This window comes from Sphaerimonospora cavernae (assembly GCF_042435035.1).
GTDB lineage: Bacteria > Actinomycetota > Actinomycetes > Streptosporangiales > Streptosporangiaceae > Sphaerimonospora > Sphaerimonospora cavernae.
The window spans coordinates 13,477-39,490 of the sequence record NZ_JBHMQT010000001.1; the positions used below are offsets into that span (position 1 = coordinate 13,477).

Below are 26,014 nucleotides of genomic sequence, written 5' to 3' on the forward strand. Positions count from 1 at the left end.
TACGGCACGGCGGGAGTCCACGGCGGGAGTCAGGGTCGGCCGATCGGCTCCCAGCCTCGGCGCGGCGGGCGGGAGCCCGCCCGGTCCTCCCGGCTGCGGTACACGATGTACGGACGGGTCAGATAGCCGACCGGAGCGGTCAGCATGTGCACCAGCCGGGTGAACGGCCACACGGCGAACAGCACCAGCGCGCTGAGCGCGTGCAGCTTGAACAGCAGCGGCGCGCCCGCCATCAGGCTCCCCTCCGGCTGGAGGTAGAAGATCGACCGGAACCATGGGGAGATCGTGGTTCTGTAGTCGTAACCGCCGCCGACGATGTTGGCCATGACGGTCGCGGCCAGCCCGAGCAGGATCGTCAGCGCGAGCAGGGCGTACATCAGCTTGTCGTTGCGGGTGGTGGCGGTGAACACCGGGCCGACGGTGCGGCGGCGGTAGATCAGGATCGCCATGCCCGCGACTGTGCAGACGCCCGCGATCGTGCCGAGCACGATGGCCGAGAGGTGATAGGCCTCCTCGCTCACCCCGACGGCCTCGGTCCAGCTCTTGGGGATCACCAGGCCGCCGATGTGACCGAGCGCCACCACGAGGATGCCGAAGTGGAACAGCGGGCTGCCGATCCGCAGCAGCCGCGACTCGTACATCTGGGACGAGCGGGTGGTCCAGCCGAACTTGTCGTACCGGTAGCGCCAGACATGGCCGAGCACGAACACCGTAAGGGACACGTACGGGACGATGACCCACAGCGTCACATCGAGCGCGTTCATCGAGATCCTCCCCGCGTCGGGGCCATACCAGCGGATTCCAGGCTTGCGTCCAAGCTGAAGGGTTCCAGGCCGACTTCCTCGGCCGGCGGGCCCTCGGCGGCCAGCCGCAGGGCGGCGGCGCGCTCGCGCGCGGTGGGCTCGGGCAGGGTCGCCAGCACCGCCGCGACCACCTCGGCGTACGGCGAGGCCTCGGCCCGCAGCGCGTGCAGCAGGGTCTCGACCCCGGCGCGGTGCTCCCGCAGCAGCCGTCCGGCCGCCTCGGTGGCGCCCCGGCCGGACAGCTCGCACACCACGGCGAGGTGGTCGGGCAGTTCGTCGGTCACCTCGAAGCCCGCCTCGCGGTAGGCGTGCTTGAACCGCAGCAACGCCATGCCGCGCTTTCGCGTGTCGCCGTAGGTGTAATACGTGAGGTACGGGCAGCAGCGGCGCTTGAGATCGAAGACCGCGACGTAGTGCGCGGCCAGTTCGGGCAGCGGGGTTGCGGCCACGTGGTCGGCGAAGGCGGCCAGGTGGGCCGCGGCCTCGCCCAGGCCCCCGCCGGACGGCAGCCCGGCCACGGTCTGGGAGAGCACCGGCAGCGCCTCGATGAGCCGCTCGTCGGGGTAGCCCAGCAGCACCGACGCCGCCATGTGCACGTTCCGTACGGCACGCTGGTCGGTCACGACTCCTCCTTCCGGTTCGGGAACAGCCCGTCGGGCATGCCCTTGCCGTCCCAGTTGAGCAGGTTGACCCGGCCGCGCAGTTCGTCGGCCCGGCCCAGCACATCGGTGTCCTGGCGTTCCTTCAGCGCGTGGAAGTTCTCCACGGCCACCGGGGCGGGCTCGCCGGACGCCTCGCCGAACGGGCCGCCCATGCCGGGGCCGCCCTCGTAGTCGAGGCTGCAGCCGGTGGCGAGCTCCTCCAGCTTGGCGCCCTGCTCGGCGTGCGCCTTGGGGATGACGTACCGCTCGTTGTAGGCGGCGATGGCCAGCAGGCGGTACATCTCCTCGATCGTCTCGCCGGTCATGCCGACCTCGGCCGCGATCGACTCGTCGCGCTCCCGGCCGAGGTTCACGTCCCGCATGTAGGACCGCATCGCGGCCAGGCGGCGCAGCACGGCACGGACCGGTTCGGGGTCGCCCGCGCTGAAGATCTCGGCCAGGTAGCCGATGGGGATGCGCAGCGCGTCGATCGCGCCGAACAGGTTGCCCGCCTTCTCTCCGTCATGTCCGGTGTTGGTCAGCACGTCGACGACGGGCGACAGCGGTGGGATGTACCAGACCATCGGCATCGTGCGGTATTCGGGGTGCAGCGGCAGGGCCACGCCGTACTCGAAGATCAGCTTGTGGATCGGCGAGCGCTTCGCCGCCTCCAGCCAGTCCTCCGGGATGCCGGACTCACGGGCCGCGGCGATCACCTCGGGGTCGTGCGGGTCGAGCATGACGCTCTTCTGCGCCTCCAGCAGCGCCTTCTCGTCCTTGACCGCGGCGGCCTCGGCGACGCGGTCGGCGTCGTAGAGGATCAGCCCGATGTAGCGCAGCCGGCCGACGCAGGTCTCCGCGCACACGGTCGGGATGCCGACCTCCACCCTCGGGTAGCAGAACGTGCACTTCTCGGCCTTGCCGGTCCGATGGTTGAAGTACACCTTCTTGTACGGGCAGCCCGTGACGCACATCCGCCAGCCGCGGCAGCGGTCCTGGTCCACCAGGACGATGCCGTCCTCCGACCGCTTGTACATCGCCCCCGACGGGCAGGAGGCCACGCACGAGGGGTTGAGGCAGTGCTCGCAGATGCGGGGCAGGTAGAACATGAAGGCCCGCTCGAACTCCAGCTTGACCTCGCCGGACACCTTGCGCAGCACGGGGTCGGCCGGAGCCAGCTCGGGAGCCCCGGCCAGGTTGTCGTCCCAGTTGGCACTCCACCTGATCTTCGTCGGCTCGCCCGTGATGAGCGACCTGGGCCGGGCCACCGGGGTGTCCTCGCTCACCGGAGCCGAGAACAGCCGGTCGTAGTCGTAGGTCCAGGGCTCGTAGTAGTCGTTTATGGACGGCATGAGCGGGTTGGCGAAGATCGTCAGCAACTTGCGCAGCCGCCCGCCGGCCTTCAGCCGCAGCCGGCCGTTCCTGCCGAGCTCCCAGCCGCCCTTCCACTTCTCCTGGTCCTGGTAGGTGCGGGGGTAGCCCTGGCCGGGCCGGGTCTCGACGTTGTTGAACCAGACGTACTCCATGCCCGCCCGGTTGGTCCAGGCCTGCTTGCAGGTGACCGAGCAGGTGTGGCAGCCGATGCACTTGTCCAGGTTCATCACCATGGCGAGCTGCGCCATAACCCTGGTCATCAGTAGTCGACCTCCTGGGAACGGCGGCGGATCACCGTGATCTCGTCGCGCTGGTGGCCCGTCGGGCCGAGGTAGTTGAAGGCGAAGGAGAGCTGGGCGTAGCCGCCGATGAGGTGGGTGGGCTTGAGCAGCAGCCGGGTGAGGCTGTTGTGGATGCCCCCGCGACGGCCGGAGGTCTCGCTCTTCGGCACGTCCACGACCCGCTCCTGGGCGTGGTACATGTACACGGTGCCGTCGGGCATCCGGTGGGAGACCACGGCACGGGCGACGACGACGCCGTTGCGGTTGACCGCCTCGACCCAGTCGTTGTCGGAGATCCCGGCCCGCGCCGCGTCGGCCGGGCTCATCCAGATGGTCGGGCCGCCGCGCGACAGCGTCAGCATCAGCAGGTTGTCCTGATACTCGGAGTGGATCGACCACTTGGAGTGCGGGGTCAGATACCGCACGGCGACGCCGTCGCCGGCGCCCGCCGCGGCGTCGACCAGCGCGGCCGTGTTCAGCGGCGGCCGGTAGACGGGCATCGTCTCGCCGGCCTCCTGCATCCAGTCGTGGTCGAGGTAGAAGTGCTGCCGCCCGGTCAGCGTGTGCCAGGGCTTGCGGTGCTCCAAGTTGATCGTGAAGGCGGAGTAGCGCCGCCCGTCGGTCTCGCTGCCCGACCACTCCGGCGAGGTGATCACCGGCACCGGGCGGGCCTGGGTGTCGGCGAAGGTGATCTGCCGATGCTCGTCGGCCAGGCCGGACATGTCGGTCCCGGTGCGCCGGGCGAGCGTGGCGAAGCCCTGGGCGGCCAGGTGACCGTTGGTGGTGCCGGACAGGGCGAGGATCGTCTCGCACATCTGGACGTCGGTGGCCAGGGACGGCCGCCCCTCGGCGACGCCCCCGTGCACGGTCCCGTTGATCCGGCGCAGCCGTTCGACCTCGGCCTCGACGTCGAACGTGATGCCCTTGGTCGTGGCGCCCAGCCGGTCGGCCAGCGGCCCGAGCGCGGCCATCTGCTCGGCGATCGCGCCGTAGTCCCGCTCCACCACCACGACCTTGGGGAACGTGCGGCCCGGCACCGGCGTCTGGCCGGTCTCCCGCCAGTCGCGTACCAGCCCGTGCGGGTTGGCCAGCTCGTCGGGCGTGTCGTGCAGCAGCGGAGCGGCCACGAGATCCTTGCGCACGCCCAGGTGGGTGCGGGCGAGCGTGCTGAACGCCTTGGCGATCGCGTGGAACGCGGCGAAGTCGGTCCGGGTCTGCCACGGCGGGTCGATCGCCGGGGTGAACGCGTGGACGAACGGGTGCATGTCGGTCGACGACAGGTCGTGCTTCTCGTACCACGTGGCCGCCGGGAGCACGATGTCGGAGAACAGCGTCGTCGACGTCATGCGGAAGTCCAGCGACAGCAGCAGGTCGAGCTTGCCGCGCGGCCCCTCCTCCCGCCAGGTCACGTCCTTGGGCCGCTGGTCGGGCCCGAGCTCCTCGGCTCGTACGGAGGAGTCGGTGCCGAGCAGGTGACGCAGGAAGTACTCGTTGCCCTTGGCCGACGATCCGAGCAGGTTGGCCCGCCAGACCGTGAGCACGCGCGGCCAGTTCTCCGGCGCGTCCGGGTCCTCGCAGGCGAAGCCGAGCTCGCCCGCCCGCACCTGCTCCGCGATGTACGTCCCGGGCTGCCCGCCGGCGGCCTCGGCCGCGTCGGCGAGATCCAGCGAGTTGCGGTTGAACGTGGGGTAGGACGGCATCCAGCCCATCCGGGCCGACTGCGAGAGCAGGTCGACGCTCGTCTTCCCGTTGAAGACGCCCGAGCCGAGCGGCGAGGCGACCACATCGGCGGTGTGGGCGTCGTAGCGCCACTGGTCGGTGTGCAGGTAGAAGTACGCCGTGCCGATCATCTGCCGGGGCGGGCGCTTCCAGTCGAGGCCGAACGCCAGCTGAGCCCAGCCGGTGATCGGACGGCACTTCTCCTGCCCCACGTAGTGCGCCCATCCGCCGCCGTTGACGCCCTGGCAGCCGGTGAGCGTCACCAGCGCGAGAAACGCACGGTACATCGTGTCGGAGTGGAACCAGTGGTTGGTACCGGCCCCCAGGATGATCATCGAGCGGCCCTTGGACTCCTCGGCGTTCCGCGCGAACTCCCGGGCGATCCTGGCCGCGGCCGCGGCCGGCACCGAGGTGATCTTCTCCTGCCAGGCCGGCGTGTACGGCACGGCCGGGTCGTCGTATCCGGCCGGCCACTGGCCCGGCACCCCGTCACGGCCCACGCCGTACTGCGCGAGCAGCAGGTCGAAGACCGTGGTGACGAGGTGGCCGCCCACGCGCCGGACCGGCACGCCGCGGCGCAGCACTCCCCCGCCGTCCTCCGCCTCCGCAGCGGGGTCGAAGCGGGGCAGCGAGACCGGTACGGCCTCCTCCTCATCGATCAGGGTGAGTGTGGGGTCGACGTCGCCGAGGTCGAGGTTCCACCGGCCCTGCCCCTCCTCCGAATAGCGGAAGCCGAGCGAGCCGCCCGGGACGACGGGTTCGCCGGTCCGCCGGTCGAGCAGCACGGTCTTGAACGCCGCCTCCTCGCCCTCCTCGCCGAGGTCGGCCGCGGTGAGGAACTTGCCGGGGACGTAGCCGCCCCCGTCATGCTCGCGGAGCCGTACGAGGAAGGGGAGATCGGTGAACCGCTTGACGTAGTCGACGAAGTGCGGCGTCTCCCGCTGAACGAAGAACTCCTTGAGGATCACATGTCCCATGGCCATGGCCAGGGCGCCGTCGGTGCCCGGATGCGGGGCGAGCCACTCGTCGGCGAACTTGGCCGCGTCGTTGTAGTCGGGGGCCATCACGACGACCTTCTGCCCGCGGTAGCGCGCCTCGGCCATATAGTGCGCGTCCGGGGTACGGGTGACCGGGACGTTGGAACCCCACAGCATCAGGTAGGCAGCGTCCCACCAGTCGGCCGACTCCGGCACGTCGGTCTGGTCGCCGAACACCTGCGGAGAGGCCACCGGCAGGTCGGCGTACCAGTCGTAGAACGACAGCATCGTGCCGCCGATCATCGAGATGAACCGGGCGCCGACGGCGTGTGAGGCCATCGACATGGCCGGGATCGGGGAGAACCCGGCGACCCGGTCGGGACCGTAGGTCTTGATCGTGTGCACGTGCGCCGCGGCGACGATCTCCGCGGCCTCCTCCCAGGTGACCCGGACCAGCCCGCCCTTGCCGCGGATGGACTGGTAGCGGCGGCGCTTGTCCGGGTCCGAAGTGATCTCCGCCCAGGCCGCCACCGGGTCGCCCAGCCGGGCCTTGGCCTCGCGGTACATCTCCACCAGCGCGCCCCTGGCGTACGGGAAGCGCACCCTGGTCGGGGAGTAGGTGTACCAGGAGAACGCCGCGCCGCGCGGGCAGCCGCGGGGCTCGTACTCCGGCCGGTCGCCGCCCACGCTGGGATAGTCGGTCTGCTGGGCCTCCCAGGTGATGATCCCGTCCTTGACGTACACCTTCCAGGAGCACGAGCCGGTGCAGTTCACCCCGTGGGTGGACCGCACGACCTTGTCGTGGCTCCACCGGTCACGGTAGAACACGTCACCCCGGCGTCCCCCGATCTGGTGAAGCGTCCGCAGGTCCTCGCCCACCTGGCCGCGCCGCAGGTGCCGGCCCAGCTTCAGCAGGGCGTCGTCGACCGGCCCGTCAATCCTCGACATCTATGTCCTCTTTCTCCGCCGGATCATTCACTATGCCCAATCAGGCTGGATTTTCCCGGATCATGCCGCCGTACCGGCGTGTCCGATGCGCTGCCTGAGAATGAACCAGCAGTAGACGAACGCGGCGGACGTGACAGCGGCGAGCAGCATCAGCCCGATGGAGTACGACCCGGTGGCCTGATAGATGAGCCCCATCACGATCGGGGGCAGGAATCCGCCCAGGCCGCCCGCCGCGCCGACCACGCCGGTGGCGCTGCCCACCATCGCGGCGGGCACCTTCCGCCCGAGCAGCGCGAACACCGCCCCGTTGCCCAGGCCGAGCGCCGCGGCCAGAACCAGGAAGCCTACCGTCGCCAGCGGCATGGCCGGGGCGAAGGAGACGATGATCGCGCAGGTGAACGCGACGGCGAGCGAGTAGGCGAGCACCGGGGCGCCTCCCACCCGGTCGGCCAGCCACCCGCCGACCGGGCGGGTCAGCGTGGCCAGCACCACGAAACCGGCGGCGCGGGCGGCGGCGTCCGCCGTGCTCAGGCCGTAGACCTCCTTGAGGTAGAGCGGGAGGTAGACGCCGAACGCCACGAAGCCGCCGAAGGTCAGCGCGTACATCGCGGCCAGCTCGCGGGTGATCCGCAGCCGGGCCGCGGCCGTGAACCGGGTGAGGAACGGCTCGGACGCCCGCTGCATTCCCGGCGCGTCGCGGCCGACCGCCAGGAAGGCGAGCCCGACGACCACCAGCGCCGCGGCGACCACGAAGAACGGGACCTGGCGGCCGAACTCGTCGGCCAGCCACGGGGTGGCGAAACCTGAGATCGCGGTGCCGATGTTGCCCATTCCGAAGATCCCCAGAGCCAGGCCCCGGCGCTCCGGCGGGAACCACGCGTTGACGTACGGCACGCCGATGGCGAAGGTCGCCCCGGTGAGACCGAGCACGAGCCCACCGGTCAGCAGTGCCGAATAGCTGCCGGCGAACGCCAGGAAGATCACCGGGATCACGCCGACCAGGCTTGCCAGGCCGAACATCAGGCGGCCGCCGTACCGGTCGGTCAGCGCACCCAGCACGATCCGGCCCAGCGACCCGACGATGACCGGGATCGCCACCAGGACCGACACCTCGAAGGGGGTCAGGCCGAGCAGTTCCTTGTACGTCGGCCCGAGCGGGCTGATCAGGGCCCAGGCCCAGAAGTTCACCGCGAAACCCGCGGTGGCGAGCGCGAGGGCGGCCGCCCGGCCGCCCTTCCTCGTCTCCGGCACGGCAGCGACGGCTGTCATTCCACCCTCCGGGGAGGCAAGCATGGCTTTCACGCTTTCCAGCCTGCCGGACAGCGCGAAGGGGACATCAGGGTCCTTGGTCCCTTGCTCCCTGCCCGAAGGGCCGCCGTTCACGCGACCGTCAGAGAATCTCCACGATTTCGATATTCAGCCCGCCGTATCCCACCCGTCGGAGGGCTCGCCGCCGCGGCTGATCATCCACGGTCGACCACCTCAAGGCCACCCCCGGGCGTGGGAACGAAGGAGGAGGGCTTAGGCTTGCCTCACGGCAGCCCGAGGCGAGGTCAGGTCGCCTCGGGCTGCCTTGCCAAGCGCGGCCAAACGCGGCCAAGCGCGGCGGCTCCGCCGTACGCACCGCGGAGCCGGACAGATCCACTGACGTTCCCTCTAAATGACGGGTCCCGGCGCGCCGGGCGGCGTGGCGGGGCCCCCGTCACGCGGCGGAATCGGCGGGACCGGACCGGCACCGGGCGGGGGAAGCGGGGGCGTGGGCGGATATTCAGGCTGCACCGGCTGCGGCGGCATCGGTTCGTCGATGTCGTATCCGGTGCCCGAGCCCGTGGGCCGTCTCTCCCCCTCGTCCCCGCCCCGCTGATGCGGACCGGGGACCTCGCCCCGCCAGCCTCCGGTCTCGCCGCCGTGCTTCTCCATGAACTCCTTGAAGCGCTCCAGGTCACCCCTTACGCGCAAGCGAACGATCTGCAGCAGTTCGCCCGCCTTCTCGGCCAGGCCCTCGGGATCGTGCTCCATCTGCAGCGTCACCCGGGCCGTGTCGCCGCTCAGCCTGTGGAACGTCACCACCCCCGCATGCCTCGGCCTGTCGAGAGACCGCCAGGCCACCCTCTCGTCCGGGTGCTGTTCGGTGATCTCCGCCTCGAACTCCCGGCGGACGCCGGCGATCTCGACAATCCAGTGCGTTCGCGTGTCGTCGATCTGTTTGACCGACTCCACGCCTTCCATGAACTCCGGGAAGCTCTCGAACCGCGTCCACTGGTCGTACACAGTCCTGACCGGGACGTTCACCTCGACGGAGTGCTCGATCGAGCTCATTCCTCCCCCTTCCGTGGTCGCCTCGGACGCCACTGCCCCGGAATCGACCGCGCAACCGTCCACTCCGACGGGAAACGCGCTGCTCGTCTTCGAGCACCCGGTTCGCCCCCGCATACCAGCCGGTGACCGCCTGAACGCCCACCGCGGCGAACAGCAGGCCGAACGGCAGCGCCCAGCCGCCGCCCACATCGTGGAGTACGCCGAAGGCGATCGGGCCGACACCCGCGATCAGATATCCGGCGCTCTGCCCGAACGCGGACAGTCCTGCGGTCGCCGCTGCCGACCTGGTACGCAGAGCCAGCATGGACAGCGCCAGCGGGAAGGAGCCCATGCCGACGGCCACGAAGATCGACCAGAGCCACAACGCGTGACCGGTGAGCAGCCCGGCGAACCCGACCAGATAGCACACCACGAAACCGGCCATCACCGGCCGCTGGTCGCGGAAACGGGTCGCCAGCACCGGCACCACGATCGAGACGGGGATCCCGAGGCCGGTGAACACCGCCAGGACCAGCCCCGCCTGACCGGCGGTGTACCCGCCGGCCCGCAGCAGCAGGGGGAGCCAGCCGAACATGATGTACGCGATCATCGACTGGGAGCCGAAGTATCCGGCGACGGCCCAGGCGAGCCTGCTCCGCAGCATCCTGCCCCGACCGCCGAGCTCGGCGGGGGCGGTGCGCACCGCGGAGGTGTTTCGCCGCCGCGGCTCACCACGCCACAGCGCGAGCCACGGAATGGCGGCGACGACGGCCAGGACCGCCCATGCACCGAGGGCCACGTGCCAGCTGCCGCCGGCGGCCTGCTGGATGGGCACCGTCGCGGCGGCCGCGATCATCGTTCCGGCGGCCAGGCCCGTCGTGTAGACGGTCGTCATGGCGCTGCCGCGCCGGGGGAAATGCCGCTTGATCAGCGCCGGGATCACCACGTTGCCGATCGCGCCACCGGCCAGCGCCACCACGCTGGCCGCCAGGAACACCCCTGCGCTGTCGACCAGCGAACGCGCCGCCATGCCGGCGCCGAGGAGGACGAGCGCGACCAGGATCAGCCGCTGCTCACCCATGCGACGGGCCAGCGCGGGCGTCATGGCGCCGAACACGGCGAAGCAGAGCACCGGCAGCGTCGTGAGCAGCCCGGCCATCGCCGCGGACATCCGGAGTCCGGCGGCGACCTGGTCGAGGACCGGCCCCACGCTGGTCACGGCGGTCCGCAGGTTCAGCGCCGCCAGGGCGATCCCCCCGGCGATGAGCCAGGGCACCAGGCTCCGGTGACGCTCCCCCGGTAATTCAGCAACGGCACTCATGCCGGCGACACTCCCTACTCGGCCGATCATGTAATCATCCTATGACCGGGCAATCATAGCAGGCATGTCGGAACATTCGCGATCGGGTTTCACATAGGTCTCAAATGTATCTCAATACGCCGATCGGCCGCCGTCCAGCAGTACGCAAGACGTACTGATTCGTGCGGATCGACTCCCGGTCAGCTCCCGGGCCGGCGTCGCCGGAGCAGCCAGACCAGGCCGATCACCGGGAGCACGAGCGGCACGAAGCCGTACCCACTGCCGTAACCGGACCAGACCGTCGCGTGCGGGAACGCCCGGGCGTCGGCCAGGCTCAGCGTGCCGACGATCAGCACCCCGGCGAGCTCGATCACGCAGGCGGCCACCGCCGACCGACTCGCCCCGCGGGCCAGCGCCACGGTGAGCACGATGTAGACGGCGGCGGCGAAGGCCGACAGCAGGTACGCCAGGGGCGCCTCGGCGAACTTCGTCGCGATCTGCACTGCGGCACGAGCGGAGGCGGCGAGGGCGAACACGCCGTACACGGCCACCAGTACGCGGCCCGGCCCCGCCCTGACCGCTCGATCCGCGGACTCACCCGGGTTCATGCCGTCGCGTTCCAAAGCTGCAGGAGCCGCCCGGTCATGACGGCCACGGTGAACGCGGCGACCGCGATGACGCCGGGGCCCCAGCGCGTGCGCTCCGCCCGCCCCCACCACACCGCCGCCGGCGGAATGACGACCGTCCCCGCGAGATAACCGATGAAGGTGGCCCTCTCCCGCACCTGTCCGACCTCGGCGACGGCCAGGCCCGCCTGGACGAGCAGCGCCAGTTCGAGCACGGCCAGCCCGGCCAGCAGCACCACGCCCATCGGCCGGTCGCGGATCGCCGTGATCAGGGCGAGCAGGGCGAGCAGCAGCGCGGCGCCGATCAGCCCGCCGGAGAACGCGCCGATCATCGGACCTCGCCCGAGGCCGGGGAGATGACGGCGACAAAGGTAGGGAACACCGCCGGGGACACGGGAGCCGTCGGGGACGTCGGGAACGTCGGGAACATGGCCAGTAGGTTATCGGCCCGATCGCGTAGGCCCCGCGCCGGCGGGGCTGGGGTGTTGAGAACCTAGTGCCCGCCTGTGGCGGCCTCGGGACTGTCGTCGCTGCTGACCGGTTCCGGCAGGGTGCCGGCGTTGTGCTCCAGGAGGCGCCAGCCCGTGCGGCCCTCCTCCAGCACCGACCAGGAGCAGTTGCCGATGCTACCCAGCGCCGACCACAGGTCCTGTGGCAGGCCCATCAGCCGGGCGATGCCCAGCCGGATGGCCGCGCCGTGCGAGACCACGACCAGCAGCCCGTCGTCGTCGACCCGTGCGGACCAGCGCAGGATCGCGTCGCAGACCCGGGCCGCGACGTCGGCGACGTCCTCGCCGCCGGGCGCCTCCCATGCCTCGAACTCGACCGGCCACCCCGCCTTGATCTCGTCACGGGTGAGGCCCTCCCACTCGCCGCCGCCGCGCTCCCTGAGGTCCTTGTCGACGGTGACGCCGAGGCCGGTGAGCCGGGCGACGGCGGATGCCGTGTCGAACGCACGGCGCAGATCGGACGAGACGATCATCGTGGGCCGCAGTGCCGCGAGCAGGGACGCCGCCCGCGCGGCCTGCGCCGCTCCGGTCTCGTCGAGCGGAATGTCGGTGTGTCCCTGGAAGCGCTTCTCGACGTTCCACAGCGTCTGGCCGTGTCGCAGGCAGACGACCCGGCGGCTCACCGGACCTCCCCGGACCGCCGCGCCGCCCCATGAGATCGCCTCATCGGGCCGCCCCGCGCTGCGCCGCCACCCGCTTCACGCTCTCGGGCAGTCCGATGGCGGGGCAGTCCTTCCAGAGGCGCTCCAGCGCGTAGAAGTTCCGGTCCTCTTCGTGCTGTACGTGAATGACGATGTCGAGGTAGTCGAGGAGCACCCAGCGGCCCTCCCGCTCACCCTCGCGGCGGACCGGCTTCGCGTCGGCCTCGACGCGCAGTCGCTCCTCGATCTCGTCGACCACGGCACGCACCTGGCGGTCGTTCGACGCCGAGCAGAGCAGGAACGCGTCGGTGATCACGAGCTGGTCGCTTACGTCGTACGCGATGATGTCGTCAGCCAGCTTCTCGGCGGCGGCTTCGGCCGCTATCCGTACGAGCTGGACTGATCTCTCGGTTGCTGTCACGATGCGGTTCTGTCCTCCCTTGACGGCTCTTTCAACAGTGCCCAGTCTGAGTGAGCCGGACAACCGTCTTTCCCGGAGTTGACCCTACCGGGGACGCGTCGGCAATCCGGAGTTATCACCTGGACCAGGATTTCAACGTTCATTTCCAGCGGGAGATTCCATCAGGGGAAAGGCGGCGACGGTCGTCCCGATGTGGACCGCCCCCGGCGTGTGCGGAGCGAGCGCGCCCTGGTGCAGGTCCACCAGCGCGGCGAGGATCCGGCGGCGGGCGTCCTCCCAGAGCCCGGGGTCGACCCACAGCTCGGCGTCGGCGATCGCCCCGTCCCCCTCGGCCTTCCGCCGTCCGGCGCGCTCACGCAAGGTCTGGGCCAGGGTCTCGGCGATCAGGGGGAAGTCGGCCTGCTGATCGGTGAGCGGCGTTCCTCGCACCGCCCGGTATCGGCGTTCCCTGCCACCACGGCGGGCACGCACGTCGACCAACTCGGCCAGGCCCGCGTCATCGAGACAGCGAAGGTGGTGGCTGGCCAGGGCGTGGGAGACGCCCAGTTCGTGGGCGAGCTCGGCGGCGGACATGGCCGCGCCCCAGATGAGCGACAGCATGCGCAGCCGTACCGGGTGCGCCAGCGCCCTGAGTTTCGGATCCACCTCCCCCATGGCGGCAAGTAAACACCATCCGGCCACACCCAACCCCCAAGCATTGACTTGGGAGTTGGAAAACGGCGATGATCCCGGTCATGCGAGCCGTCCTCACCGATCGCGACACGACCCGTTACCTGGGCGCCGTCGTGATCTCCGGTTTCGGCACGACGGCGATGAAGCGGCGTCGTCCCTCCTGATCGCCTCGCGGTGGCGGCCTCCGCCGTACTGTTCTACTTCGGCGCGGGACCTGCCGATCGGCTTCAGTCGCGATTCAGCAGTAGCCGGTCCGCAGGAAGCGGCGTTCGGACGGTCTGCCGAGGTCCAACCCGATGTCGACATGGCTGGGCAGCCGGTCGAGGGTCGAGTTCGGCACGATGAACTCCCTGCCCGTGTACTTCTGCCGTACCGTCTGCCGGTAGGCGGGCTCGCACACGAACGGGTTGGCATACGTGTTGTAGCCGAGGCCGACGCCGGTGTTGAGGAATCCCGCGTCCTGGCACTGGAACAGCACAGCGCGCAGGGCGGCGGCGTTCCTCGGCCCCCGGTAGCGGGAGGCGAAGTTCGCGAAACACTTCTTCGACTCCCCGGTGGTGTACGGGGAGGGGCCGGCGGCCCGCAGCGCGCCGAGGAAGGAGGCGTTGCAGCCGATGGCCGCCGACGGCTCCCGCCCTTGGAGCAGCGCGGCCCGTTTGCAGCCGGTCACGGGCTGGAACGCGTCGACGACATCCCGGTGCGGGCCGAGCCGGGAGTACGCGACCACGAGGTCGGTCTGGGCCCGCAAAGGGTACGCCCCCGTGTCGCCGAACTCCTCGTCGAGCAGGCGGAACCACGTCTCAAAGCTCGGCACCCTGGCCTGTACGCCCTCCGGGAGGGTGTAGACGGCCAGGTCCGTGGGAGTGTCGAAGGTGTCGAGGCCCGGAAATCCGACGTACGAGAGGATGCCGATGCCGACCTTCGCGGGCTGATGGCCGTAGGCCCTGCGCAGCGCCAGGTAGCGTTCGAGGTTGGTGTTGGAGCCCGCCCACGCGTACCAGAAGCCGCTGGGATACAACGACGTGCTGCCACGGGTGTGCGTGGTGCCGAACAGCGCGGGCGAGACGCATCGGACCTGGCGCTTCTCCCAGGCCATCAGGTATTCCGCCGGAGTGGAGATGCAGCGGGTATGGGTATCGGTCCCGGTGGCAGCGCGGCCGGGATCCGGGAGCGCCACGCAGGGCGCGGCGAGCGCGAGGGCGCACGCCGTGAGGGCACCCCCGGCGAGGGTGAGGGACGGCCTTCGATGCTTGAGGTCCACAGGTGCTCCTTGAGGCTCCGGTCGCGGCAGATCACGCCTGCCGCGACCGACGTCCGGGGCTGGAACGCTGCCGAAAGCAGCTCATGAAGCGGTCAGGGATGCAGGAGCAGCAACGGGTCGCAGGTGTTGGATCCCGTCAGCCGTGGGTTCTTCGGATCCCTCAGGCCGTTCTCGCTGTTCACGATGTAATAATCGCCGGCCGGACGAGGTATCACGATCAGTGTTTGGAGCCGCATCAGCGCCTGCGCATCGGCGGTCGTCGCTCCGGGCCCCAGGGAAATGCGCAGCATGGTCCGGAGCATTTCGAACAGATTGTCGTGATTGATTCCCGGCCAGATGAGCACTCGATAGGTGTGCGGAATAATCCCCAACTTTTCGCTGAAGCCCCGGATCGACACACGCGAGTCGACCCAGCCCGCCACAGTCCTGGCCGCATCGCTTTCATTGGCAGTGAGGTCCTTCAGAGACACCGGCCGCGCCGTAGCCATATGAATATGCAGCTGGTTGAACATCCGAGCATGAACCGAATTGATCCCCAGCCCCACCGGGGTAGGCACCACCGTGGGCTTCCTGCCGGCGAAGAACTCCGCGGCACTCCAATAGTTCGGTGCGACGCTCTCGCAGATCCAGGGGCACTCGATCCCATTGATCCGCAGAGTCGGGACCAGAATATAGTTCGTGTAATGCGATGCGTTGTTGTTGCCGGGCATCACGACATAGTCGTTGGCGTTCTGCAGGCACGTGTTGTTCATGTGGCACCGCTGGCTCGCGACCCAGAGAGCGTCCGTGCTCGTGGGACTACCACATTGCGCGGGGTCGGGCCCGCAGACAGGGGGCAGTGGGTGAGCCGTGGCCGACCGGGCGCCCGCGAGGACGGCGCCGACGCCGGCGAGACCGGAGAACCGGACGAATCGGCGTCGCGTCAGCCTGCTCATCTCGTCGTTCTCAAACATGGATACCCCCGATAATTTCCGCGCGAAGATGTCGCGACCTCTGCAGGGACCACACTTCCGTGCACAGAAATCGTCGGAAGCGTTCGCGGATCGAGAATATCGCTTTCACGACGCCACTCCCCGTCGACCAGGAGCCGGCGCGCTCGAATCAGGATGCCCCCACCCGATCGGCCATTGAACCGTTCCGGCACCTGGTTTGAATTTCCGTGGGTAGGACGAAAACACTTCCCGTGGCAAGTTGGAATAACAGCGGCGTTCCACTCCTGTGGCTTACATCGCATTCGCCCCCAGGAGGGAAATAATTTATCGTGGCGCCACGTCGAGGGCATACGACATCAAGGCTGTTCCGCCAATATGACCGATTATTCGGCAGCGAGCCCGGAAAAAGCAGAAATATCGTCGTCTGGCAGGAAGGTCACGGCTCCAGATCGTGATAGAGGCCGCGCTTGTTGATGTACTGGACAATGCCGTCTGGGACCAGGTACCAGATCGGCTCGCCGGCGGCGACGCGGTGGCGGCATTCGGACGACGAGATGGCGAGTGCCGGGATCTCGATCAGACTGACCTTGCCCGGCGGTAAACCGGGGTCCTGCAGGGTGTGGCCGGGCCGGGTGCAGCCGACGAAATGGGAGATGGCGAACAACTCGTCCACATCGCGCCAGCTCAGGATCTGCGCCAGCGCGTCGGCCCCGGTGATGAAGTACAGGTCGGCCTCGGAGCCGTAGACAGCGGAGATGTCGCGCAGCGTGTCGATCGTGTAGGTGGGACCCGGACGATCGATGTCCACCCGGCTGACCGAGAAGCGGGGATTCGACGCCGTCGCGATCACGGTCATCAGGTAACGGTCCTCGCTCGAGGACACCGTCTTGTCGGCCTTCTGCCAGGGCTGCCCGGTCGGGACGAACACCACCTCATCCAGGTCGAAGTGGTGGGCGACCTCGCTCGCCGCCACCAGGTGACCGTGGTGAATCGGGTCGAAGGTGCCGCCCATGATGCCCAGTCGCCTGGTCGGGGCCCCGTTTTTCATGGAACGGACCATAACCTGCATACCAGGTTCCGGTGAAAACCGGGTCTTTTCGGTCAAGGTTTCGCCTCGTCTCGACCTCGCCGTCTTCGCCTGCGCGCACCCCTCCCGGGAGACATAGCATGCGGAACATGACCACTCCCGACCGCAACCGCGTGCAACTCCCGGGCATCAGCTCCCGAGCCTACGAACACCCCGCTGATCGCTCCGCGCTGGTGGCGATGCGTTCCCTCACCGGCTTCGACTCGGTCCTGAAGCGGATGTCGGGGCTGTTCAGCGAGCGCCGCCTGCGTCTGATGTTCCTGGCGTCGGCCGTGCGCTGCACCGACACCCAGTTCCGCGCGCTGCACGACATGGGCCGCGACAGCGCCTACATCCTGGACATGCCCCGCATCCCCGAGGTGTACGTCCAGCAGGATCCGCAGGCGTACGCCATGGCGATCGGCTTCGACGAGCCGTTCATCGTCGTCTCGACAGGTCTGCTCGACCTGATGGACGAGGAGGAACTGCGCTTCGTGGTCGGCCACGAGACCGCCCACATCCTGTCCGGCCACGCCGTGTACGGCACGATGCTGGCCATCCTCACCCGGCTCGCCACCCGCGTGGCGTGGATTCCGCTGGGCTACATCGGCCTGCGGGTCATCGTCGCCGCCCTTGAGGAGTGGCAGCGCAAGGCGGAGATGTCGGCCGACCGGGGCGGCCTGCTGGCCGGTCAGGACCCCGACGCCGCGTTGCGCGCGCTCATGAAGCTGGCGGGCGGCTCGCGCCTCCACGAGATGAACATCGAGGCCTTCCTCGACCAGGCCAGGGAGTACGACACGGCGGGCGACGTCCGCGACGGCCTGCTGAAGGTCCTCAACATGCTCGGCACCACCCACCCCTTCGCGGTGACCCGGGTCGCCGAGCTGGACCGCTGGCGCCGCGGCGGCGACTACGACCGCATCATCGGAGGCGACTACCCCCGCAGGGAGGACGACGCCAACGCCAGCATCTCCGAGGAGGTCAAGGCGGCGGCCAACTCCTACCGCGAGTCGTGGGCCCAGTCTCAGGACCCCTTCATCGGCGTCCTGCGCGACGTCGCCGAGGGCGCCGTCAACGCCGGCGAGCGCATCTTCAACAGGTTCGCCCGTAGGGAGAACTGACTTCGGTGATCCGGGGGCCCCACCCCCGGTCACCATCGCAACAGATCACTACAGCGAATCGCGGCGGCGGCACTCGCCATCTCATGCTGCTGTCAGCGTCTCGGGCCGGTGCTGCCCGGCCACGGATCGACACGTGCCCAACATCGCCCGCTCCCCTGTCCTCCTGACCCGTTGCATTCGGCGACCGGGTTGATGGGGTCCCACTTGGATCTTGCTCGGCATTGACTGTCGCATTGCCACTGACAATCGGCCCTGTGGACCCGGGGCGCGGGCGACCTGAAGGTGGTCTGGGAGTAAAAGGACATAAAGTCCGCTACTCCCCATCCCTTCGAGAGCGGTCCGGCAAGGGCCCTACGCCAGCGCTGGTTGCTGCTCCAATTAATTGGCTGTCCACCTGGCGGCATGCTTGTGGCGTGGATAAGTTCATGCCTGGGTAGAAACTTTTCACCTCCGATGTCGAGAACCCGCCAGGCATTCCGGAAGCCCCCATCGCCAAAATGTCCTGATATTTCGGGGTTGCCGCCGCTACCAGGCATTGTCTACCTTTGACAGCAAATGTGACTGGGGACGCGTACGAGGAGAGCGGGAGCGGGGGACGGCATGGCAGAGGAGATGGTGCCCAACCCTCGCCATGAGCAACTGAAGTACCTCCTGAAAGAGGTGCACAACAGATCGCAAGAGGTCAGGCAGGCCTATCAGCGCGTCTACGGCTCGATGCAGTCGGGCAAGGTCTGGACGGGGCCGACCGCCGGGAAGTGGACGAACGAGGTCGGCGACCAGCACAACCGCCTGGGCCGGATCGTGCAGCAGATGGTGCACGCGATCGAAGGCGAGCTGCACCGGCATCCGCCATCGGTGACCCGCTCCCAGGCCGAGCTCATCAAACGGCAGATCAGAGGCAGCTGACCAGAGGCCCCGGACGCCCAGCGAGGACCTGTGCCGATCCCTCCAACCCGAGATCCCCACCCCAGATCCCCCGGAGAAGAGGACCCGTGATGACATCCCCCACCGGTGATTTCTGTGGCATCGACCCGGCCGCGATGCACGCGATGGCGGACGATCTACATCAGGCGGCCAAGCAGCTCACCACCTTCTGCTCCGACTTCGAGGCGCTGTTCCGGGTCAACGAGATAAGCACCACGCCGCTGGCGCAGATCGCTTCCATCGCCGACTGGGGCAGAGGTCAGGCCCCGATGCTCGCCGAGCGGGCCGAGCTGATCAAAGCGCTGAACGGTACCGACGACCACACCTTCGCCCGCCTGCCCGACGCGCTGGACAGCTTCGGAACCGGCCGCGGCCTGGCCCTGATGTACGGCGGAGACGTGAAGCTCGGGGGCGGGGGCATCCTGGCCAACAACGACATCAGCGCGGAGTCCAAGGGTGAGTTGGTCCACCAGCACATCAAGGAGCTCGCCGGGCTGGCCAAGGATCCCGCGGCCGCCGCGGCGTTCTTCGCCACGCTGCCCACGTCGGTGCGCGACGCGTTGCCCAACCTCCTCATGAACACCGGCAGCCCGACCGCCAAGGAGGACCTGGCCGCGTTCAGCGCGGTGCTGGGCGCGGCGCTGCGCGCACCCGGCCGCATTCCCGCATGGGAGAAGGTGAAAGCCGACCTGCTGAACAAGCCCGCCAGTCCGGCCCGGGCGTGGGACCGGCTCGCGCTGCTGGCGGGGGCGAAAGCGCCCACGGCCTACCGCGTGGCCGCGGCCCGCGCACTCGCGCTGGATGAGTTCGTCAAGAACCCCAAGCGGGACTGGCGCGGCGCGGGTCCGCACGAGACGAAGACGTACGGCTACTCCTCCGATGTGGTCGCCCTCGCGCTTGAGGTGCTGGCCGGGGACGGCGAGGCCGCGCGGGCGGCGTTCGCGCAGCTGGGCGGCGAGGAGGTCAAGCTCAGCCAGGTCGACAAGATGAAGCTGTTCCTGGACTACGCCAAACGATCGGGCACGGGCGACGACGTCGCCGACGCCTTCGGCCGCGTGATGGAGGCCGGCAGTGAGGCGACGACCGAGAAGCCGGGCAAGCACTCACCGCAGGCCGCGGCGTTCACCATGGACGCGATGTTGGCGGCCGGCTCCTTCGGCAAGGACCTGCCCAGCCGGGCCAGGGACTCGATGTCCGTGCTCGCCAAGTCCTACATCCACGAACTCGCCTCCGGCGCCCGCTTCGACAAAGCCGCCTATCGGACATCGGGCATGGCGGTGCCCGATGAGTGGGTGCCGATCCCGGGTGTCACCCCCGGCTTCTACCTGAGCCCCGGCGACACCTACCGCTTCCTGCAGACGTTCACGGGAGAGGAACGCCTCACCGACGACTTCGACAAGACCGCAGCCCAATTCCGCTACGACACCCTGACCACCGCCGCCCGCCTCGACGCCCAAAAAGACGACGGCCACTTCCGTGATGCAACGAGAATGTTCGGCGACCTCGGCGGGCTGGAGTTCAAGGCTGCGTTGGAGGTACGCGGCGCGAAGGACGCCACGGACAAGCTGATCCGGGACCTCACGAAGAACACCATGGCCCTGGGCCTCGGCGAGATCCCCATAGCGAACACCGCTGTGAGCATGGGCTGGACGCTCGCGAACGCCTACGGCGGGAGCGCGCTCCTCGACATGGGGGCTGACAGCATCGAAACCCGCGTCCAGGCACTCACCGAGGCCCGGGCGAACTTCACCCTGCGTCAGAAGTACGACGTGGCAGAGTTGCTACACAACGCCGGTTACCCGGCGAGCAAGCCACCGGCCGAGCTGATCAGTCCTAAAACAGGCCGTATCAGGAGCTTCGACGAGCTGATGGCCGAGGCCAAGCAGGAGGCGACCCGCACCGGAAAGAGCTGGGAAGAGATCCTCCGGGCGAAGCTGACCCCCTACGAGCGATGGATGGACGGAAACAAGGCCTTCGACGACAAAGTCGAGGATGCCTCGCGCTTCATAACCAACGATCAGGCCAAGGAGCTCATCCGCGTCTGGGACTGACAGGTCTACGACCGAGGCAGACAGTCGGTCTTCGCGACCAGCCGCCAGGTGGGCGACTCCGGCACCACGATCACCTTGACCGTGATACCGGGGGTGTCCTTCCTCCCATCGATCAACCGGGCGTCCTCCCAGTCCATCTGGGTCAGGTCGTAGGTCATCTTGTAATGGAGGACCTCAGATAACGTGATCTCCATCAACCGCTGCGCGTGATCAAGATGATTGTCCAAGCTCGGGCCCTTGCGCTCAAGGTCGGCCGTGGCGCGTAGTACCCGCTCGAACTTGCCCTTGTCACAAGGTAGGTCCTTGTCCGGGCGCTCCACGATCTTCAGCTTCTTGAGCGGGTTCTTGAAGACGTCATCGGTCTCCAGGCGTTGCATGTCTTTCTGCAGTTCCGCGGTGGCCGCCTGCAGGGTCGGGCCGGGCCCACAGCCGGAAATCAACCCGCCGACCACGAGAACCGCCATCGCCATCCGCGCACCGCGCACGCCCCTACCTCCACCACCCGACTGACAGACATAGCAATCTTGACCCAAAGCCTCATGTTCCGTCATCCCTTCCATAAGGAAGCGATACCGTCCGCTCCAATTCGACCGTTATATGACTTTCTGCGCCGAATTTGCTTCCGTATCCTTTTAACTACAAGGCCATTGACCGTGATCCTGGCGGTAGGCCCCGAGGTGCGCGCCGTCAGACCTCGGGGCCGGTCCTGGATGGGTCTCGGCCCGCCTGCCGTCACGGGCGCTTCCGGCAGGCGGACGCGGTACAGGTCGCCGATGGCGACGCCGGCCGCGCACAGCTCGTATGAGACGGGCACGCGGTCGTCGCAGGTGTGCTCCACCACCCGCGCGTACGTCGTACGGCCCGTGTCCGGCATCCACCGCGACCGCGCAAGTCGAGTGGCCGGGGTATCTGGACGATCACGCCCACCACGTGACTCAGCGACCCGCAGGATCTCCTCGTGCGGCTCCGGAGTTGTCGGAGCTCCTGGTTACTGTCGCTCGCTGCGGGTCGGCTTGGTATCGTTGCCCGCCCTCGTGGAGGGCCTGCGGAACCGTAGGATTCGACCTTGCGGAAGAGGCCGCCTGGTAAGGGGTGGCCTCGCGGCGGCCGGACGAGAGCGTCGTGGTCAGAAGAACAGGGCCACGGCGTGGACGGCGGCCGCGCACAGGGCGACGAAGCCGCCCAGCACGGCCAGCGCCCGCAGGCCCTCGCTGCGCAGTCCCGGCATCTTGACAGCGGCACGTTCGATCTCCCGGCCGATGATCCCGCCGCAGATGACGCCGAAGACCACACCCGCGATCGTGACGGGCATCGTCATCGTCCACCATTGCGGCTCGAGGTGCGTCCCGGCCGTGAGCCACAGGGCGACGAAGCCGGCGGTGGCGGCCGGCAGCCCCGGCCAGGCCGCCGCCGTGATGAGTGCGCCGAGCAGCGTCAGCGGGAAACTCAGCACGCGCAGCATCCCCCGCATCCGCGGCGACTTACGGTTGCGTACGACCCAGTGGCCCATCCAGCCCGCTCGCGTCACGACGACGAACGTCGCCGTGATCGCGAACGTGGCGAGCGGGTAGATCACCGCGGCCACCACGCATGGCACGGCGAGCACCGCCAGCGCGGCCAGCGCGACGTTGCCGGTGGGGATGCCGAGCGACGGCTCTGGATCGGCCGGCTTCGGCGGCGTCTCGACCGCCAGGGCCGATCGGGTACGCCCCTCACCTGATCGGCGGTCGGCCCGGCGACCCCGACCGGCTGACGGTCCGCCTCGCCTCCGGACCGGCTTGGTGACGGGCGCCGTCGCCGGGTCCCCGTCGGCCTTGCCGGCCTTCACCGCCTGCTGGTCGGCCTTCTCCGGCTTCTCGAGCCGGTCTGCCTTCCCGGGCTTTTCTGTTTTCCCGCGCTTTTCGGGCCGCTCAGCCGCCAGTGCCTCCGCAGGCCGCTGCTCATCCTCGGTGACGGTGCCCTTCACCATGCTCGCCCCCGACTTGGCAGCGGCCTTCGGCGTGGGCTTGTCGGCCTTCGGCGCGGGCCTGCCGCTCGTCTCCGGCCTGGTACGCCGAGCCGGCGTCGGCGTCGCCGTACGGCTCGGCGCTTCCATGGTGGCCCGGGCGAGGCGGGTGAGCCGGTCGGCGAGCAGCGCGGCCGTGGGACGGCGGGCGGGATCACGGTGGAGCGCCGCGCGGACGAGCGGCAGCAGGGCGGCCGGCACCCCCGCGAGGTCGGCCTTGCCGTTGAGGATGGCGTACATCTGGGACTCGACCGTGCCCCGCCCGAACGTGGGGCGTCCCGTGGCGGCGAATGCGACGGTGGCCGCCCAGGCGTGGATATCGGCGGGCTCACCCACCGTCTCGTCGGCGAAGAGCTCGGGTGCGCTGTAGCCGGGGGTACCCAGGAAGGTCCCGGTCATGGTCACCCTGGTCGCGTCGAGCACCTGGGCGATGCCGAAGTCGATCAGCACCGGCCCGTCCTCGCCGATCAGCACGTTGGCCGGTTTGACGTCGCGGTGCACCACTCCGCCCGCATGGATGATCGCGAGGGCCGTGGCGAGCCCCTGGGCCACCGGGATGAGCTCGGCCTCGGGCAGCGGCCCGCGCCGTACGGCATCGAGCAGAGTGTCTCCCTCGATGTACTCCATCACCAGATATGGCCGGTCACCGGACAGGTCCGCGTCGAGCACCCGGGCGACGTAGGGGCTCTCCACCCGCCGCAGCGCCCGGACCTCGCGTTCGAGGCGTAATCGGGCGTCGGGATCGTTCTCGATGGGGTCACGGAGCATCTTCAGGGCGACGTGTTCCCCCCTGCGGTTGGCGGCGAGATACACCTCACCCATACCGCCCCGGCCCAGGCGCTCCAGGAGCGCGTACGGGCCGACCCGCCCAAGACGTCCAGCCATAGGAGCGCCAACCATAGCGGCCTATGGTGGTGAATTCCCGGAGGCGCGCCGCCCGTCCCCGAAAACCCCGATCCGTTATCTGCCCGCGCAGTCCGTCACCGTGCGGGGACTGTCACGGACGTGCCCCTCACCGATGTAGATCCACTTGGTGGAGGTGAGTTCGGGCAGGCCCATGGGACCACGTGCGTGCAACTTCTGCGTGGAGATGCCGATCTCCGCGCCGAACCCGAACTCCCCGCCGTCGGTGAACCGCGTCGAGGCGTTCACGGCGACGGCCGCCGAGTCCACGGTCGCCGTGAACCTCCTGGCCGCCCCCTGCGAACGGGTCACGATCGCGTCGGTGTGGGCCGAGCCGTACCGCCTGATGTGCGCGACCGCGTCGTCCAGCGAGTCGACGACGGCCGCCGCGATGTCGAGCGAGAGATACTCCGTGGCGAAGTCCTCCTCGGTGGCGGGCACCACGTCGGCGCCGTGGCCGCACACCCGTTCGTCGCCGTGCACGGTCACGCCCGCGTCCTTGAGCGCGGCGAGCGCCCTCGGGAGGAACTCGCCGGCGATGGCGGCGTGCACGAGGAACGTCTCAGCCGCGTTGCATACCGAGGGCCGCTGCGCCTTGGCGTTCACCAGGATCTCCAGGGCGGTCTCGATGTCGGCGTCGGCGTCGACGTACACATGGCAGTTTCCGGTTCCGGTCTCGATCACCGGGACCGTCGACTCCTCCACCACGCTGTTGATCAGTGAGGCGCCGCCGCGCGGGATCAGCACGTCGACCAGCCCGCGGGCGCGCATGAGGTGCTTGACCGACTCGCGGGTCAGGCCAGGCACGAGCTGTACGGCCCCGGCAGGCACATCGGTCCGGGCCAGCGCCTCCTGCATGATCTTCACGAGCGCGATATTGGACGAGTACGCGCTGGACGACCCGCGCAGCAGTACGGCGTTGCCGCTCTTGAGGCACAGGGCGGCGGCGTCGACGGTCACGTTCGGGCGGCCCTCGTAGATGATCCCGATGACGCCCAGCGGCACCCGGACCTGGCGTAGCTCCAGACCGTTCGGCAGCGTGCTCCCTCGCACGACCTCACCGACGGGATCGGGCAGGTCGGCCACCTGCCGTACGGCCTCGGCGATCTTCTCGATCCGGGCGGCGTCGAGGCGGAGCCGGTCGATCATGGCCTCGGCGGTGCCGCCCTCCCTGGCCCTGTCCACGTCGACGGCGTTGGCTGCGACGATCTCGTCCGTGGCCGCGACGAGGGCGTCGGCGACGACGCGCAGCGCCGCGTCCTTCGGTGCGCGGGGCATCGGCGCCAGCATCGTCGCGGCCTCCCGGGCCGCGTGCGCCACCTTCAGGAAGTCCTCTGCCTCAGACATTCGCCTCGCGCTCCATGTGATCGTGATCGGCCGCAAGCCCGTCAGGCGCGGGCCGGTTCCAGTATGACGATGTCGTCTCGGTGGATCAGCTCACGCTCATATTCTGGACCGAGCGTGCTGGCCAGCTCCCGGGTCGACCTGCCGAGCAGTTCCGGGATCTCGGCGGCATCGTAGTTGACGAGACCCCGCGCGACGGGAACCCCCTCCGGGCCGCACAGGTCGACCGGGTCGCCCTCGGCGAAGTCGCCCTCGACCTTCACCACGCCGGCCGGCAGCAGCGACATGCGCCGCGCCACGACGGCCTCGACGGCGCCCTCGTCCAGATGCAGCCTGCCCCGCCCGGTGGTGGCGTGGGCGAGCCAGAGCAGCCGGGTGCCGGGGTGGCGGCCACCGGGAGGGAAGTAGGTGCCGACGTCGGCGCCGGCGAGGGCCTGCGCCGCGTGCGCGGCCGCCGTCAGCACGACCGGCACGCCGGCGCCGGTGGCGATGCGGGCCGCCTGCACCTTGGTGATCATTCCGCCGGTGCCGACCCGGCCGGAGGTGCCCAGTTCGACGCCCTCCAGGTCCTCCGGCCCGCGTACCTCAGCGATCCGGGTGGCACCTGCCCGGCGCGGATCGCCGTCGTAGAGGGCGTCCACATCCGACAGCAGCACCATCCCGTCGGCGTGGGTCAGGTGGGCTACCAGCGCGGCGAGCCGGTCGTTGTCACCGAAGCGGATCTCGTCGGTGGCCACCGTGTCGTTCTCGTTGACGACCGGGACGATGCCGAGCTCGAGCAGCTTGGTCAGCGTGCGCTGGGCGTTGCGGTGATGCGACCTGCGCATCATGTCGTCGGCGGTGAGCAGCACCTGGCCGACGCGCAGGCCGTACCTGGCGAACGAGGAGGTGTAGCGGGCGACGAGCACGCCCTGGCCGACCGAGGCCGCCGCCTGCTGGGTGGCCAGGTCCTTGGGTCGCGCCCTGAGCCCGAGCGGGCCGAGCCCGGCCGCGATCGCGCCCGACGAGACGAGCACGAGCTGAGTGCCGGCCTGCCTTCGCGCGGCGAGCACGTCGACGAGCGCGTCCACACGATCCACGTCGATCATGCCGTTCGGCGTCGTCAGGGAGGACGAGCCCACCTTGACGACCAACCTCCGACCGGAGCCGATCTGGCTGCGACCCTCCTGTTTTCCGCCCATCACGCCATCTCACTCG

General features: G+C 69.2%; 21 protein-coding genes and 1 pseudogene. 3 read left to right on the plus strand and 19 right to left on the minus strand.

The genetic code is table 11. The features are described 5' to 3' along the window. Positions 1 to 29: 29 nt before the first annotated feature. The 15 genes and pseudogenes from narI to nadD all read right to left on the minus strand — a co-directional run bounded on the left by narI (position 30) and on the right by nadD (position 16,451). Positions 30 to 764 (minus strand): respiratory nitrate reductase subunit gamma, encoded by a 735-nt coding sequence (narI, locus tag ACFHYQ_RS00080; protein ID WP_394298967.1) that lies wholly within the window; start codon positions 762 to 764, stop codon positions 30 to 32. Next, positions 761 to 1,426, minus strand: coding sequence for a nitrate reductase molybdenum cofactor assembly chaperone (gene narJ / locus ACFHYQ_RS00085; RefSeq protein WP_394298968.1), 666 nt, complete (start codon positions 1,424 to 1,426; stop codon positions 761 to 763). The genes narI and narJ overlap by 4 nt, the downstream gene beginning before the upstream one ends. Further along, positions 1,423 to 3,078, minus strand: a complete 1,656-nt coding sequence (gene narH, locus ACFHYQ_RS00090; protein ID WP_394298969.1) for a nitrate reductase subunit beta — start codon at positions 3,076 to 3,078, stop codon at positions 1,423 to 1,425. The genes narJ and narH overlap by 4 nt, the downstream gene beginning before the upstream one ends. Further along, positions 3,078 to 6,743, minus strand: a complete 3,666-nt coding sequence (locus ACFHYQ_RS00095; RefSeq protein ID WP_394298970.1) for a nitrate reductase subunit alpha — start codon at positions 6,741 to 6,743, stop codon at positions 3,078 to 3,080. Before ACFHYQ_RS00095 ends, narH begins: the two co-directional genes overlap by 1 nt. A gap of 60 nt (positions 6,744 to 6,803) precedes the next feature. Then, the gene (locus ACFHYQ_RS00100; RefSeq protein ID WP_394298971.1) at positions 6,804 to 8,012 is read right to left on the minus strand and encodes an MFS transporter; all 1,209 of its coding nucleotides are present in this window, start codon (positions 8,010 to 8,012) and stop codon (positions 6,804 to 6,806) included. A gap of 387 nt (positions 8,013 to 8,399) precedes the next feature. Further along, positions 8,400 to 9,251: an SRPBCC family protein gene (locus ACFHYQ_RS00105; protein WP_394298997.1), complete on the minus strand. Its 852-nt coding sequence runs from the start codon at positions 9,249 to 9,251 to the stop codon at positions 8,400 to 8,402. A gap of 34 nt (positions 9,252 to 9,285) precedes the next feature. Then, a pseudogene (locus tag ACFHYQ_RS00110) lies at positions 9,286 to 10,392 on the minus strand (MFS transporter); the annotation flags it as partial. A 149-nt stretch (positions 10,393 to 10,541) separates the two neighbouring features. Then, positions 10,542 to 10,949, minus strand: a complete 408-nt coding sequence (locus tag ACFHYQ_RS00115) for a hypothetical protein (protein WP_394298972.1) — start codon at positions 10,947 to 10,949, stop codon at positions 10,542 to 10,544. Then, positions 10,946 to 11,299: a hypothetical protein gene (locus ACFHYQ_RS00120; protein WP_394298973.1), complete on the minus strand. Its 354-nt coding sequence runs from the start codon at positions 11,297 to 11,299 to the stop codon at positions 10,946 to 10,948. The genes ACFHYQ_RS00115 and ACFHYQ_RS00120 overlap by 4 nt, the downstream gene beginning before the upstream one ends. Positions 11,300 to 11,460: 161 nt before the next feature. Then, complete coding sequence (locus ACFHYQ_RS00125; RefSeq protein ID WP_394298974.1) at positions 11,461 to 12,099, minus strand: histidine phosphatase family protein; 639 nt, start codon at positions 12,097 to 12,099, stop codon at positions 11,461 to 11,463. A gap of 40 nt (positions 12,100 to 12,139) precedes the next feature. Then, the gene (gene rsfS, locus ACFHYQ_RS00130; RefSeq protein WP_204015915.1) at positions 12,140 to 12,538 is read right to left on the minus strand and encodes a ribosome silencing factor; all 399 of its coding nucleotides are present in this window, start codon (positions 12,536 to 12,538) and stop codon (positions 12,140 to 12,142) included. 132 nt (positions 12,539 to 12,670) lie between these two features. After that, positions 12,671 to 13,183: a helix-turn-helix domain-containing protein gene (locus ACFHYQ_RS00135; protein ID WP_394298975.1), complete on the minus strand. Its 513-nt coding sequence runs from the start codon at positions 13,181 to 13,183 to the stop codon at positions 12,671 to 12,673. Positions 13,184 to 13,448: 265 nt separating this feature from the next. Beyond that, positions 13,449 to 14,471, minus strand: a complete 1,023-nt coding sequence (locus ACFHYQ_RS00140) for a hypothetical protein (protein WP_394298976.1) — start codon at positions 14,469 to 14,471, stop codon at positions 13,449 to 13,451. 92 nt (positions 14,472 to 14,563) lie between these two features. Further along, positions 14,564 to 15,424: a CDP-diacylglycerol diphosphatase gene (locus ACFHYQ_RS00145; RefSeq protein ID WP_394298977.1), complete on the minus strand. Its 861-nt coding sequence runs from the start codon at positions 15,422 to 15,424 to the stop codon at positions 14,564 to 14,566. A gap of 415 nt (positions 15,425 to 15,839) precedes the next feature. Beyond that, positions 15,840 to 16,451 carry a nicotinate-nucleotide adenylyltransferase gene (gene nadD / locus ACFHYQ_RS00150; RefSeq protein ID WP_394298978.1) on the minus strand — a complete coding sequence of 204 codons (612 nt, stop codon included), beginning with the start codon at positions 16,449 to 16,451 and terminating at the stop codon, positions 15,840 to 15,842. Between the two features lie 128 nt (positions 16,452 to 16,579). Between nadD and ACFHYQ_RS00155 the strand changes: the two genes are divergently transcribed. The 3 genes from ACFHYQ_RS00155 to ACFHYQ_RS00165 all read left to right on the plus strand — a co-directional run bounded on the left by ACFHYQ_RS00155 (position 16,580) and on the right by ACFHYQ_RS00165 (position 20,565). Next, positions 16,580 to 17,590 carry a M48 family metallopeptidase gene (locus ACFHYQ_RS00155; RefSeq protein ID WP_394298979.1) on the plus strand — a complete coding sequence of 337 codons (1,011 nt, stop codon included), beginning with the start codon at positions 16,580 to 16,582 and terminating at the stop codon, positions 17,588 to 17,590. A 600-nt stretch (positions 17,591 to 18,190) separates the two neighbouring features. Beyond that, a complete protein-coding gene (locus tag ACFHYQ_RS00160; RefSeq protein ID WP_394298980.1) occupies positions 18,191 to 18,496 on the plus strand; it encodes a hypothetical protein in 306 nt (101 codons plus the stop codon). 89 nt (positions 18,497 to 18,585) lie between these two features. Continuing rightward, positions 18,586 to 20,565 carry a hypothetical protein gene (locus ACFHYQ_RS00165; RefSeq protein ID WP_394298981.1) on the plus strand — a complete coding sequence of 660 codons (1,980 nt, stop codon included), beginning with the start codon at positions 18,586 to 18,588 and terminating at the stop codon, positions 20,563 to 20,565. A 5-nt stretch (positions 20,566 to 20,570) separates the two neighbouring features. Here the strand turns inward: ACFHYQ_RS00165 and ACFHYQ_RS00170 are convergent, their stop codons facing one another. From ACFHYQ_RS00170 to proB, 4 genes are all read right to left on the minus strand, one after another. Continuing rightward, positions 20,571 to 21,050 carry a hypothetical protein gene (locus ACFHYQ_RS00170; protein WP_394298982.1) on the minus strand — a complete coding sequence of 160 codons (480 nt, stop codon included), beginning with the start codon at positions 21,048 to 21,050 and terminating at the stop codon, positions 20,571 to 20,573. A 641-nt stretch (positions 21,051 to 21,691) separates the two neighbouring features. After that, the gene (locus tag ACFHYQ_RS00175; RefSeq protein ID WP_394298983.1) at positions 21,692 to 23,455 is read right to left on the minus strand and encodes a serine/threonine protein kinase; all 1,764 of its coding nucleotides are present in this window, start codon (positions 23,453 to 23,455) and stop codon (positions 21,692 to 21,694) included. Positions 23,456 to 23,530: 75 nt separating this feature from the next. Next, the gene (locus ACFHYQ_RS00180) at positions 23,531 to 24,820 is read right to left on the minus strand and encodes a glutamate-5-semialdehyde dehydrogenase (protein ID WP_394298984.1); all 1,290 of its coding nucleotides are present in this window, start codon (positions 24,818 to 24,820) and stop codon (positions 23,531 to 23,533) included. A gap of 41 nt (positions 24,821 to 24,861) precedes the next feature. After that, complete coding sequence (gene proB, locus ACFHYQ_RS00185) at positions 24,862 to 25,998, minus strand: glutamate 5-kinase (RefSeq protein ID WP_394298985.1); 1,137 nt, start codon at positions 25,996 to 25,998, stop codon at positions 24,862 to 24,864. Between the last annotated feature and the right edge of the window lie 16 nt (positions 25,999 to 26,014).

Coding starts and splice junctions, on each gene's coding strand:
- ACFHYQ_RS00165 (WP_394298981.1), top strand. CDS start 18,586: ATGACATCCCCCACCGGTGATTTCTGTGGCATCGACCCGGCCGCGATG.
- ACFHYQ_RS00095 (WP_394298970.1), bottom strand. CDS start 6,743: ATGTCGAGGATTGACGGGCCGGTCGACGACGCCCTGCTGAAGCTGGGC.
- nadD (WP_394298978.1), bottom strand. CDS start 16,451: ATGAAAAACGGGGCCCCGACCAGGCGACTGGGCATCATGGGCGGCACC.
- ACFHYQ_RS00160 (WP_394298980.1), top strand. CDS start 18,191: ATGGCAGAGGAGATGGTGCCCAACCCTCGCCATGAGCAACTGAAGTAC.
- narH (WP_394298969.1), bottom strand. CDS start 3,078: ATGACCAGGGTTATGGCGCAGCTCGCCATGGTGATGAACCTGGACAAG.
- ACFHYQ_RS00145 (WP_394298977.1), bottom strand. CDS start 15,424: ATGTTTGAGAACGACGAGATGAGCAGGCTGACGCGACGCCGATTCGTC.
- proB (WP_394298985.1), bottom strand. CDS start 25,998: ATGGGCGGAAAACAGGAGGGTCGCAGCCAGATCGGCTCCGGTCGGAGG.
- ACFHYQ_RS00100 (WP_394298971.1), bottom strand. CDS start 8,012: ATGACAGCCGTCGCTGCCGTGCCGGAGACGAGGAAGGGCGGCCGGGCG.
- ACFHYQ_RS00155 (WP_394298979.1), top strand. CDS start 16,580: ATGACCACTCCCGACCGCAACCGCGTGCAACTCCCGGGCATCAGCTCC.
- narI (WP_394298967.1), bottom strand. CDS start 764: ATGAACGCGCTCGATGTGACGCTGTGGGTCATCGTCCCGTACGTGTCC.
- ACFHYQ_RS00180 (WP_394298984.1), bottom strand. CDS start 24,820: ATGTCTGAGGCAGAGGACTTCCTGAAGGTGGCGCACGCGGCCCGGGAG.
- ACFHYQ_RS00105 (WP_394298997.1), bottom strand. CDS start 9,251: ATGTGGGCGGCGGCTGGGCGCTGCCGTTCGGCCTGCTGTTCGCCGCGG.
- ACFHYQ_RS00120 (WP_394298973.1), bottom strand. CDS start 11,299: ATGATCGGCGCGTTCTCCGGCGGGCTGATCGGCGCCGCGCTGCTGCTC.
- ACFHYQ_RS00115 (WP_394298972.1), bottom strand. CDS start 10,949: ATGAACCCGGGTGAGTCCGCGGATCGAGCGGTCAGGGCGGGGCCGGGC.
- ACFHYQ_RS00175 (WP_394298983.1), bottom strand. CDS start 23,455: ATGGCTGGACGTCTTGGGCGGGTCGGCCCGTACGCGCTCCTGGAGCGC.